This is a genomic window from Stenotrophomonas sp. HMWF023 (genome assembly GCF_003060985.1).
GTDB lineage: Bacteria > Pseudomonadota > Gammaproteobacteria > Xanthomonadales > Xanthomonadaceae > Stenotrophomonas > Stenotrophomonas lactitubi.
Genome location: NZ_QAIJ01000324.1, coordinates 3,389 through 14,395, shown reverse-complemented (window position 1 = coordinate 14,395; position 11,007 = coordinate 3,389). Strand labels below are relative to the sequence as shown.

The window sequence follows — 11,007 nt, the reverse complement described above, 5'->3', positions numbered from 1 at the left end:
GCAGCCGGGCAGCATCCACAACCCGTGTTCTTCGGTCATGACCTTGCAGACAGGCCCCTGCGCCGACGCACAGGTGCTGGCCAGCACGCCCAGCAGGGCCAGCCAGCGCACATGGCGGAGGCTGGCCAGAGCAGGGCGTGCCGGCCGTGCCATCACTTGCTGTCAGCCTTGCGCTCGAAGGTGGCCGGTGCCGGCAGTTCTACCGGTACGCCCTTGTCGTCGCAGGTGCCGGCCTTGCACAGGCGGTCGCGCAGGGCCGGGGTGGCCTGCACGATCATGTGGTAGATCGCGTTCTGTTCCAGGGTGCCGCGGATCGCCTTGCTGCCCGGGCCGCGTGCCCAGATGCCGACGTCTTCGCCACCATGCGATTCGGACTTCATCGGGACCAGCGCTTCCTGCATGTAATCCGGATGCTCGGTATCGACATCGTGCAGGTTCGGGCGGCCGTTGGCCGGCTCGAAGCTGCTGGGGTTGTGCGGGTAGCGCTTCGGGCCCGCCGGCTGCTGGTTGCTGGTGCCGGTATGGCCGGGGCCGTTGGCATAGCTCAGGGTGGTGTAGGGCTGACCGTTGCCATCCAGTGCCAGGTCGAGCTTGCCCGCGCCGTCTTCGCCGCCCTTGTCCTTCACCTTGCCCAGGATCGGGTTGCCACGGGCCGGGTAGCCGACGAAGTTCAGGGTGTGCGAATGGTCGGCGGTGACGATGATCAGGGTGTCGTCGGCCGAGGTCAGCTCGTTGGCCACGCGCACGGCATCGGACAGGGCCACGGTTTCGGTCAGTGCACGGTAGGCGTTGCCGCTGTGGTTGGCGTGGTCGATGCGCGCGCCTTCGATCATCAGCACGTAGCCTTCCTGATGGCGCGACAGGTTCTTGATCGCTGCAGCGGTCAGCTCGGCCAGGCTTGGCTCACCGGCCGGGTCCTGCGGACGTTCGTACTCGTAGCGCATGTGGTCCGGCTCGAACAGGCCAAGAATCGCCGGTGCGTTGGCGGCAGCCTGCAGCTGCTTGCTGTTCCACACGTAGGCGCCCTGCGGGTGCGTCTGCTGCCATTCCTGTACCAGGCTGCGGCCGTCCAGGCGTTGGCCGACCTTGTCGTCGTACTCGGGGTCGCGCTCTTCCACGGTGGTGAATTCACCGCGACCGCCGCCCAGGGCGACCAGTGGGCCGCGGCCGTAGCGCGAGGTCGACAGCAGCTGCTGGGCGATGTCCTTGCAGCCGGCGGCCTTGGCCGCTTCGGTCAGGTCAGTGTCGTTTTCCCAGTTGCGCTCGGGCGAGTGCGCGTAGGTCGCCGCCGGCGTGGCATGGGTCAGGCGTGCGGTGGAGACCACGCCGGTGGCCAGACCGGCGCTGTCGGCCAGCTGCAGCCAGGTCAGCAGGCCCTTGGACAGGCTGTCGGCGCAGTCGGTGCGGCTGCCGGCACTGACGCCGATCGCACCCATGTGGGTCTTCACGCCGGTGGTGATGGCGGTCATGGTGCCGGCCGAATCCGGCGTCTGCGAATCGGTGTTGTAGGTCTTGCTGAACGCGGTGGCCGGGAACCGCTCCCACGACAACAGGTTCTCTTCGCCCGAGCCGCCCTTCTGCTGGCCTTCGTAGATGCGCGAGGCGGCCACGGTGGTCAGGCTCATGCCGTCACCCAGGAACAGGATGACGTTCTTGGCCTTGCCGGCCATCGCACCGTTGGCGGCCGCCTGGGCGGCACCGCTGCGGTACCACCACTGCGGGGTTTCACCGGCAGGGTGGGCGACGGGGGCGACGCTGACCTTCAGGCCGGCTGGGGCGGACGCGGGAGCGGTGCTGGCGCAGGCGCCGAGCAGCAGGGTCGTGGCGCAGGCGGCCAACAGGGAGACGGAACGACGCATGGACGCTGGGATCTCACAAAGTGTAACGGGACGTTCATTATGCCCGGCCCCGCAAGGCACGCCGATGACACACTGATTTGCCGCGTGGGCGGTCGTTCTGCGGCCCGCCTTGGGCTATCGTGCCAGTATCCCTTCCTACCCCCTTGGATTGCCTATGAAGCTGGTCTCTGCCTGGCTGCGGATTCCATTCTGGCAGCGCGTGGTCGGTGGCTTCGTGCTCGGTGCGCTGGCCGGCTGGGCGCTTGGCCCGGCGGCTGAAACCTGGTTCGGCCCGCTCGGCGAGCTGTACGTCACCCTGATCAAGATGATCGCGGTGCCGCTGGTGTTCTTCGCGGTCATCAACGCGATCTCTTCGCTGCACGGCCAGAAATCGGTCGCTGCGCTCAGCGGGCGCACGTTCCTGTGGTTCGTCATCACTGCCGCACTGGCCGTATGCGTGGGCCTGGGCGTGGGTACGGTGCTGCAGCCCGGCGCCGGTGGCCTGCAGCTGTCGATGGCCAGCAACTATGTTCCGCGCGAAGTACCCAGCGTGGTGCAGGTGCTGCTGGATGTGGTGCCGTCCAACGTGTTCTACGCGCTGTCGGGTATCGGCACCAAGGTCAACGCCGCCGGTGAGACCGTGCTGGCGGCGGGCCGTGGTTCGATCCTGCCGGTGATCTTCTTCGCAGGCCTTGTCGGCTTTGCCATCGTCAAGCTCGGCGAGAAGGTGACCGAAGCGCGCAAGCTGGTCGGGCAGATGAGCGACATCATGATCCAGGTGACCCGCTTCGTGCTGGAAGTCACCCCGATCGGCACCTTCGGCCTGATCGCCGGCCTGGTCGGCAGCTATGGCTTCGAGAAGCTGTTGCCGCTGGGCCACTTCGTGCTGGCGCTGTACGTGGCCTGCGCGCTGCACATCGTGGTGGTGTACAGCGCGCTGCTGCTGGCGCACGGGTTGAATCCGCTGAAGTTCTTCCGCGGTGCGGCGCCGGGCATGCAGGTCGCCTTCGTCAGCTCGTCCAGCTTCGCGGCGATGCCGGTCGCGCTGCGTTCGATCACCCACAACCTGGGCGTGAACAAGGACTACGGTTCGTTCGCGGTGCCGCTGGGCGCGAGCATCAAGATGGACGGCTGCGGCGCGATCTATCCGGCGCTGTGCGCGGTGTTCATCGCCCAGTACAGCGGTGTGCCACTGACGCCCGAGCAGTACGTGGTGGTGCTGATCGCTTCGGTGCTGGGCAGCTTCGGTACCGCCGGCGTGCCGGGTACAGCGGTGATCATGGCCACGGTGGTGCTGAGCGCGGCCAACCTGCCGCTGGAAACCATCGGCTATCTGTACGCGATCGACCGCATCCTGGACATGATGCGCACGATGACGAATGTGACCGGTCAGATGCTGGTGCCGGTGCTGGTGGCCAAGGAAACTGGCCTGCTCGACCAGACGGTGTACGACAACCCGTCCACCAACGTCGGCATCGATGATCCCGACCCGAGCCCGCCGCGCGCCTGAAGCGGCACTGCAACGGGCTGTATCAGTACCTGTAACACTGCTGATACAGCCCCGATGGCGCCTTGCGCAGTGGTGTTTCCTGCGCGTTAAGGCGAACGGAATCCGAACGAAGTTGTAACACTGCGGCGTCATGCCGTCGCGGTGTTACCCGTCAAACCCCCGCTGCGACGGCCTCCCGGTGTTGGCACGAAAGCTGCTCACTCCCCTCGCATATGCAACGGGAGAGCGGCATGGACGGCAGCACCACCCTTATCACTGTTTCTGGCCGGCAGCTTGCGCTGCTGCTGGTGCTGGCCGTTCCGCTGGCGGCCGCTGCTTCGGGTGCCCGGCAAGGGGTGAAGGCGCAGCCTGGCGAAATCGTCCTGTTGCGCGACGTGGCCACGCGCCCGGCCTACCGCATGGCGCCGCCTGGCGTGGCGTTGATCGCCGATCCGAAACCGCAACAGGAGATCGCCGCCGCACTTGGCAGCAGCGGCGCCGCCAGCGGCATGGATGAACTCAGCGAGGACGACTACGCCGGTCTCGGCGCCGGTCAGTCCGGCAGCGTGCACGCGCACGGTGTCACCACCGTCGAGCGGGTGACCCAGCAGGCATTGGGCGGAACCCTCGGCCGCTCGGGCGAGGGGATGATCAGTGGCAGCAGCCTCAGCGGTGCGATGAGCGGCCCGCTGGGTGCGGTCGGCAATACCACACGCGGCATCGGCGATACCGTGCGCGGCGCACTGTCGCAGTTCCCGCTGGCCGCTCCGGCGCAGGCGGGTGGCAAGTGAAGCGCGCAGTGCTGCTGGCGGCCTTGTTGGTAGTGCCGGCCGCAGCGTTGGCCGACGATTACAGCGGCATGCTGGCCTACCTCGACGTGACCCGCATCGACGGCCGCGCGCTGGCCGGTGCCAGTGGTGCCATCGCCATCAACCAGGCGGCGGGCGATCTCAACATCCAGGCCAACCTGCATGGCATGGCCAGCGGCGACCGCGCCGACGTGGCCATCGCCGCACGGCAGCAGCACAGCAACGATGTCGTGCTGCCGGCACCACTGGAAGCCAGCGCGCACATCGCCGGACAGGCGCTGGCAGGGGCCAGCGGCATTGCATCGATCAACCAGGCCAGCGGCATCGCCAACACGACGCTCAATGTCGTCAGCGCGACGCTGGCCCGGCAAGGAATACGCGAGTCAGATGACACGGCGTTGGCCGCCTCGGACATCGCGTCAGCAGGGGGGCAGGGCGATACCGGTGACGGTGTTGCGGCGGGTATCCGCAGTGTCGGCGTTTCGTCGACGGCACTGCGGGGCTTCGACGGTGTCCTGCAACTCAATCAGATCGCGGGAGCGCGAAACGATACGGCCAATGTTCTGGGCCTGGTCGTGCAGGGCAACCCGTGAGTACCACCCACCCGAACCAATCACCTGATGAGAGAGAGGGCACCATGAAAGCGACTGTCAAAAAGACCGTACTCGCCATGGCAATTGCCACTGCCTCGACCGCTGCTGCGGCCAATGGCTGGGACAACCAGAACGCCAATGCGAACATCAACCACAACCACGTCGTGACCGAAACGCGCAACGACACGCACAACCACACCGACAACGAAGTCCGCAACTGGACCCGCAGCAACACCACCGTACGCAACAACACCGACACCTCGAACGTGACCCGCAACCGCACGGTGAACGTCAACGAGCAGGTGCAGAAGAACAGCAACATCCAGGCCGACGAGCGCAAGGAAAAGAACAACCACGGCGTCGACGTGAACCTCGAGAAGGACCTGCGGCTGAGTTCGGACATCAACTTCTCCGGCGATCCGACCATCAGCGGTGACATCGATCTGGATTCGGCAGCCATCGCCGTGATCGACAACCGCCAGTCGATCAGCAACAACCTCACCGGCAACAGCCTGGTCACCAACAGTGCTTCGATCGCCGATGATGTCGGCGCCGGTGCCTCGGGCAACCTCGGCTTCAACGTGGTGGCTGGCGACAACAACGCGCAGGACAATGCTGCTTCGCTGTCGGCGGCGGATGCCTCCTTCAGCTTCGGCATGGCCGACGCCGAGGTGTTCGTCAACCAGGCCGGCTTCGGCAACACCACCATGAACTCCGGCGTCACCAACGCCGCTGGCCTCGGTGGCAATGCCTTCGGCGGTGCATCGGGCAACATCGGTGTGAACATCGCTTCGGGCAACAACAACGAGCAGAAGAACGCACTTGCTGCATCGGTAGCCACCAGTGCGATGGCGCAGTCGAGCATCAGCTCCAACCAGGTGTCCACCGGCAACACCGTGTCCAACGCCGGCTTCGTGCAGTCCTACACCGATACGGTGCAGGTCGGCCTGAGCGGTCGCGTCGCTGGCGGTACCCTGGCCGTGGGTGCCGGTACCTATCGCGGCACCGGCAATGCCTACCAGATGGCCAACTACTACCTCGATACGTGGAGTGGCGATCTGCCGCATCCGGGTGGCAACGCGACCGGGCACATCGATCTGGACAACGAGATCCAGAACGCAACGATGAACCCGAACCGGCCGGGAGTGGGTGGCCTGGGCTTCGATACGCGTGAAAGCGGCACCAGCCAGTTCGTCGAGCTGGGCGTGGCCGACCTGTATGCCAGCCTCAGTGGCACGGTCAGCACCACCCGCTGGGTGAACGTCAATGCGACCAACACCTCGGCACTGTCCGGCAGCGCGTTCTCCGGCGCGTCCGGCAACATCGGCGTGAACGTGGCATCGGGTACCGGCAACCTGCAGGCCAACAGCCTGGCATTGGCCGTGGCGCAGCCGAGCACTGGCGGTGGGACCGGCGGCGGCGAGTGATCCACGGTGTGACCGCTTTCGCAGCGAACCTGCGTTGAGCGCAACAAGCCCGGTCATCCGCCAATGGCCGGGTTCCCCCGGGAGCCCCTGTCCCTCCTCCCCCTTGGGGCAGGGGCTCCTTCCTTCTCGTGGAGAACAGCATGGCCGGTCATCGCTGGTGGTTGCGTTTGCTGCCCTGCCTGCTGCTGTTGACCAGCGCATCTGGCTGGGCAGGCGAGGTGGTGTTCAGCGGGGTGCTGCCCAATGGCGCGCTGCTGCAGCAGAAGGTGGAAAGCATGCAGGAGCGGCGTTATCGCAACCTGGTGCGGCAGCACACCGACTACAGCTGCGGGGCGGCCGCTCTGGCCACCATCCTGCGTTATGCCTACCACCTGGACACCACCGAGGCGACGGTGATCGAGGGAATGATGGGGGTATCCGATCCACAGCTGGTCAAGGAACGCGGTTTCTCGCTGTTGGACATCAAACGCTATGTCGAATCGCTGGGCATGCGTGGACGCGGCTATCGCATCGATGAATCGCGACTGCGCACGTTGCGGGTTCCTGGACTGGTGCTGATGGATGTACGCGGCTTCCGGCATTTCGTGGTGCTCAAGCAGGTGCGCGACGGCGTGGTGGAAGTGGCCGACCCGATCCTGGGCAACCGCAGCCTGTCGCTGGCCGAGTTCAGCGCCGCCTGGCCGTCACGCGCCGTTTTCGTCGTGATCGGCAGCGACTTCGATCGCAATACGGCGCTGCTGCAACCCAGCGAACGGCCCAGTGCCCGCGCGTTGTATGCGCGGCAGGGACCGATCACCGATGCCGAACTGGTCGACTTCGGCTTCAGCCACGCCGACCTGTTCTGAAGGAGGCACGATCATGCAATGCCAACGTGTAGTACTCGCCCTGCTGCTGATGCTGTCGGTGTCGCCGTTGATGGCGGCGGACGGTGCACCGGGGCGTGGCCTGAAGGAAATACCCGATCCCGAACTGAACCTGATGCGTGGCCGCTACACCGTCGGTGGCAACAACGTGGCCTGGTTCGGGGTGACGATGATTTCGCAGTGGCAGGGCCCCAACGGTGCGGTGGTGCAGGGCGCGCTGACCCTGGGCATGGATTTCCGCAATGGCGGAACACCGAAGTTGAGTTTCCAGCCGAGCGTCCACGTCACCGCCGCTGACGCACCGTTGCCGACCACGACAGGGCGCAGCATCGACAGTGCCGGCCTGGCCAATGCCAGTGGACTGGTGCAGAGCGTGCAGGTAGCCGGCGATGGCAACACCGCGCGCAACGTGACCACGCTGACCGTGCGTGATGGCGCGGTGCCAACAGCGATGACCGACGACGGCAGCCGCATGGCGCAGGCACAGCAGGGTGGCGCCACCGCCACGGCCATGCTTGATGGCAACCAGGCGCGCCTGCTGCTGCAGGTCGACGGGCAGAGCCTGGTACAGCAGTGGATCCGCAACGGCAGTGTGGGGCAGGGCATTGCCTTGGCCGGAGATGGACAGACCGCCAGCAACCGGCTGCAGCTGGAACTGGTACGCAACACCGCGGCCAACAACCTGCCCTTGAGCCAGAACGTGGCCCAGGCGATCGGGATGAACCGCGGCATGGGCCCAGGCCAGTAACACGGCCTGGTCAGGGGGAATCGACGTACAACGCAGGTCACCGACATGCACACTCTCTTCCGGCTTACTCCGCTGGCGCTGGCGGCGCTGGCGGCCACTGCCTTCGCCCAGCAGCCTGCGCCCAGTGACGGCGCCGACATGCAGGCACTGATCGCGCAACTGGAACAGCTCAAGGCCAATTACGCACAGGAGGTACGCCGCCTGCGCGAACTGGACATGCAGGTGCAGGCGATGCAGGCGCGGCTGAGCGGTCGCGCAGGCCCCGGTACGACGCCCGCAGCGCCGTTGGCGCCCGCTGCAGCATCCGCCGTTCCGCCCAGCAGCGAAGGCTATGCCAGCAGCGCGGCCGAGGCACAGCAGGCCAAGCAGGAGGCACGGCGCAGCGTGGACGACGTCAAGCAGCAGCAGGCGGCGTTGTTCTCGCGCCGGTTCACCATCGAGAACGGCCTCACCTATGCGCGCTATGACCGCAAGCAACTCACCCTCAACGGGTTCCTCGCCCTGGATGCGATCTTCCTCGGCAACATCGCGATCGAGAACGTCGAATCCGATTCGCTGACCTACAACCTGGCCGCGCGCTGGGGCGTCAGCCCCAATCTCACCTTGAACCTGGACGTGCCGTACCTGGCGCGACGCACGGTCTACCAGAAGGGCGGTGCCGGCGGTGCAGCAGCGGCGATCGCGCAGGAAGAAACCAACGGCAGTGGCATCGGCGATGTCAGCCTGAGTGCCAATTACCGGCTGTTCGCCGAACGCGGCTGGCGCCCGGAGACGGTGCTGACCGGTGGTGTTACCGCGCCGACCGGACGCGCACCCTACGGCCTGGACTGGAAAGTGATCGAACGCGACGATGATGATTACATCCGCTTCGCGGTGCCGCAGGAACAGCCGACCGGCAACGGTGTGTGGCAGGCCAACCTGGGCGTATCGATGGTGAAGACCGCCGATCCGGCCATCCTGTTCGCCAACGCCGGCTACATCCATTCGTTCCCGCGCGGCTTCAGCGATATCGACAGCAACCCGGATACGGTCAACCCCGGTGACGTGAAGCTGGGCGGTTCGGTGTACTTCGGTGCCGGCGTGGCATTCGCGTTCAACGAGCGCACCAGCCTGAGCATTTCCTTCAGCGACAAGATCAGCACGCGTGCCTCGACGCGGTTCAAGGGCGGTGAATGGGTGAAGGTGATCGGCAGCGATGCCAATGCGGCGTCGCTCAATCTCGGCGTGACCTACGCGTTGAACCAGCACACCACGCTGGTGACGATGCTGGGCATCGGCCTGACCCCGGATGCGCCGGACTTCACGCTGGCGTTCAAGGTGCCGTACATGTTGTAAGCGGGACAGCCGGGCCATGCCCGGCTGCTCCAGGCCGTCAGCGGTCAGCGCTGCGCCGGCAGCTCAAGATGATGTTTGCGGCACAACCGATAGACCGTCACCCGCGAGATCTGCATGTGCCGCGCGCACGCCGACACGTTGTAGCCATGTTGGCGCAGGGCCTGCAGCAGTACATCGCGCTCCACCTGGCCACGCGCATCCTGCAGCAGCGCACGCCGTGCGGGCGCATCGGGTTCGGCCAGATCCAGGTCGGCCGCGCTGATCAGCTCTCCCTCCGCCACGATCGCCGCCCGCTGTACCCGGTTCAACAGTTCGCGCACGTTGCCCGGCCAGTCGAACCCGCGCATCGCCTGGTGCGCGCCGGAATCAAAGCCACGCGCACGGCCGGCATGACGCTGGCGGAATGCGCGCAGGAAGTGTTCGGCCAGCAGCAGGACATCGGCGCCGCGTTCGCGCAGTGATGGCATCGGCAGGCGCAGCACATTGAGGCGGTAGTAGAGATCGCGCCGGAAGCGGCCCTGGGCGACCGCCTGTTCCAGTTCGACATGGGTGGCCGCCAGCACGCGCACATCCACCCGCAGTGGCTGGTTGCTGCCCACCCGTTCCAGCGTGCCCTCCTGCAGCACCCGCAGCAGACTGGTCTGCGCATCCGCAGGCAGGTCGCCGACCTCATCGAGGAATACGGTGCCGCCATGGGCTGTTTCGAACAGGCCGATGCGACGCTGGGAGGCGCCAGTGAAAGCACCACGCTCGTGACCGAACAGTTCGGACTGGACCAGGTTGGCGGGAATGGCGCCGCAGTTCACTGCCAGGAAGGGCTTCCCCGCACGCCCGGACAGCGCATGCAGCGCCTGCGCGGCCAGCTCCTTGCCGGTGCCGGTCTCGCCCGTTACCAGCACCGGCAGTTCGACCGGGGCAAATTTGTGCAGGGCAGTGCGGACGGCCAGCAAGGGGGCGCTGTTGCCGATCAGTGCTGGAAGACCGCCACCCTTGTGGACCGCGGCAAGTGGCAGGTCATCGCCGTCGCACTGGCGCTGCATTGCCGACAGCAGGTCGGGCAGCTCCAGCGGTAGCGAGAACTGATCCTGGCAGGCCCGCAGCAGTGCCCCCCAGGCGGGAGGAGGGCTGCCCAAGCCCGCGGGCAGCACGGCCAACCACGGCAGGTGTTGGTGCTGCTCGATCCACGGCAGCAGCAACTGCGCCGCCTCTGCATCCAGATGACGAAGGTCGACCACGGCGACCAGGTGATCGCGGCCACGTAGGCCAATGGCCATGGCAGGCGCAGGGCTGACACAGCGCAGTTGCCATCCGGCGGCCGCCAGCGCGCCGCGTTCGGCTGCCGGTGGCTGGCCGAACCAGATCACGCAGCGCGATGGAATCTCCAGGCTTGCCGCCATGCCTTCCCCCAGCATCCGGGCAACGCGGGCGGCTGACAGGTCATCATCGGTGTGCCGCCCCACGCCGGGATGCTGCGGCCACACGTGGGTGGCCGGTTGCGGCCCAACAGGACCGTGACATCAATGACCAACGCAGCATGCGTCGACCAGCGGCCATCGCCAGCCCAATGAGCCAACAAAAAAGCCGCTGCAGGGCAGCGGCTTGTCAGGTCACGCGCGGACGGCCTCGAATCAGAGGTCGACCCGGCGGGCCTGCATGAACTTGTTGCCCCAGTAGCCACTGAGCAGGGTGTCGACGCGGACGTCCTTGCCGGTGCTCGGGGCATGCAGGAAGCGACCATCGCCCACATAGATGCCGACGTGGTCGACCCGGCCCTTGCGGCCGAAGAACACCAGATCGCCTGCGGCCAGGGCGGCGCGGTCGTTGATCAGTTCGGCATTGGCGTCATGCGCCATTTCACGCGAGACGCGCGGCAGCTCGATGCCCAGGGCCGAGCGGAACACATAA

Annotated in this window: 10 protein-coding genes and 1 pseudogene; 7 read left to right on the top strand and 4 right to left on the bottom strand. The window is 66.3% G+C overall.

Features of this window, described 5'->3' with window-relative positions; all coding sequences use genetic code 11:
* Nucleotides 1-156: pseudogene (locus tag DBR20_RS23540) on the bottom strand (WG repeat-containing protein); the annotation flags it as partial.
* The gene (locus tag DBR20_RS19980; RefSeq protein ID WP_108267934.1) at nucleotides 153-1,859 is read right to left on the bottom strand and encodes an alkaline phosphatase; all 1,707 of its coding nucleotides are present in this window, start codon (nucleotides 1,857-1,859) and stop codon (nucleotides 153-155) included. The pseudogene DBR20_RS23540 and the gene DBR20_RS19980, both read right to left, overlap by 4 nt.
* Before the next feature lie 154 nt (nucleotides 1,860-2,013).
* On the opposite strand from DBR20_RS19980, the gene DBR20_RS19975 reads away from it, so the two are divergent.
* From DBR20_RS19975 to DBR20_RS19945, 7 genes are all read left to right on the top strand, one after another.
* Entirely contained in the window at nucleotides 2,014-3,348 is a 1,335-nt protein-coding gene (locus tag DBR20_RS19975) for a dicarboxylate/amino acid:cation symporter (protein ID WP_025876066.1), read from the top strand.
* A 230-nt stretch (nucleotides 3,349-3,578) separates the two neighbouring features.
* Entirely contained in the window at nucleotides 3,579-4,118 is a 540-nt protein-coding gene (locus DBR20_RS19970) for a hypothetical protein (RefSeq protein ID WP_108267932.1), read from the top strand.
* A complete protein-coding gene (locus tag DBR20_RS19965) occupies nucleotides 4,115-4,729 on the top strand; it encodes a hypothetical protein (RefSeq protein WP_108267930.1) in 615 nt (204 codons plus the stop codon). The genes DBR20_RS19970 and DBR20_RS19965 overlap by 4 nt, the downstream gene beginning before the upstream one ends.
* A 44-nt stretch (nucleotides 4,730-4,773) precedes the next feature.
* Nucleotides 4,774-6,156 (top strand): adhesin, encoded by a 1,383-nt coding sequence (locus DBR20_RS19960; protein ID WP_108267928.1) that lies wholly within the window; start codon nucleotides 4,774-4,776, stop codon nucleotides 6,154-6,156.
* 140 nt (nucleotides 6,157-6,296) lie between these two features.
* Nucleotides 6,297-7,001 (top strand): C39 family peptidase, encoded by a 705-nt coding sequence (locus DBR20_RS19955; protein WP_100461139.1) that lies wholly within the window; start codon nucleotides 6,297-6,299, stop codon nucleotides 6,999-7,001.
* A gap of 13 nt (nucleotides 7,002-7,014) precedes the next feature.
* Nucleotides 7,015-7,767, top strand: a complete 753-nt coding sequence (locus tag DBR20_RS19950; protein WP_108267926.1) for a hypothetical protein — start codon at nucleotides 7,015-7,017, stop codon at nucleotides 7,765-7,767.
* 45 nt (nucleotides 7,768-7,812) lie between these two features.
* On the top strand, nucleotides 7,813-9,102 hold the full coding sequence (locus DBR20_RS19945) for a transporter (protein WP_108267924.1): 1,290 nt from the start codon (nucleotides 7,813-7,815) through the stop codon (nucleotides 9,100-9,102).
* A gap of 44 nt (nucleotides 9,103-9,146) precedes the next feature.
* Here DBR20_RS19945 and DBR20_RS19940 read toward each other — a convergent pair whose 3' ends face one another.
* Both DBR20_RS19940 and DBR20_RS23535 read right to left on the bottom strand, forming a co-directional pair.
* Complete coding sequence (locus tag DBR20_RS19940) at nucleotides 9,147-10,499, bottom strand: sigma-54 dependent transcriptional regulator (protein ID WP_108267938.1); 1,353 nt, start codon at nucleotides 10,497-10,499, stop codon at nucleotides 9,147-9,149.
* Between the two features lie 231 nt (nucleotides 10,500-10,730).
* A partial coding sequence (locus DBR20_RS23535) for a C40 family peptidase (protein WP_258223441.1) occupies nucleotides 10,731-11,007 on the bottom strand: 277 nt, incomplete at its 5' end.

Excerpts from the sequence above, each read along its gene's own strand:
- DBR20_RS19970 (WP_108267932.1), top strand. The coding sequence starts at position 3,579 with ATGGACGGCAGCACCACCCTTATCACTGTTTCTGGCCGGCAGCTTGCG.
- DBR20_RS19975 (WP_025876066.1), top strand. The coding sequence starts at position 2,014 with ATGAAGCTGGTCTCTGCCTGGCTGCGGATTCCATTCTGGCAGCGCGTG.
- DBR20_RS19945 (WP_108267924.1), top strand. The coding sequence starts at position 7,813 with ATGCACACTCTCTTCCGGCTTACTCCGCTGGCGCTGGCGGCGCTGGCG.
- DBR20_RS19955 (WP_100461139.1), top strand. The coding sequence starts at position 6,297 with ATGGCCGGTCATCGCTGGTGGTTGCGTTTGCTGCCCTGCCTGCTGCTG.
- DBR20_RS19980 (WP_108267934.1), bottom strand. The coding sequence starts at position 1,859 with ATGCGTCGTTCCGTCTCCCTGTTGGCCGCCTGCGCCACGACCCTGCTG.
- DBR20_RS19950 (WP_108267926.1), top strand. The coding sequence starts at position 7,015 with ATGCAATGCCAACGTGTAGTACTCGCCCTGCTGCTGATGCTGTCGGTG.
- DBR20_RS19960 (WP_108267928.1), top strand. The coding sequence starts at position 4,774 with ATGAAAGCGACTGTCAAAAAGACCGTACTCGCCATGGCAATTGCCACT.
- DBR20_RS19940 (WP_108267938.1), bottom strand. The coding sequence starts at position 10,499 with ATGGCGGCAAGCCTGGAGATTCCATCGCGCTGCGTGATCTGGTTCGGC.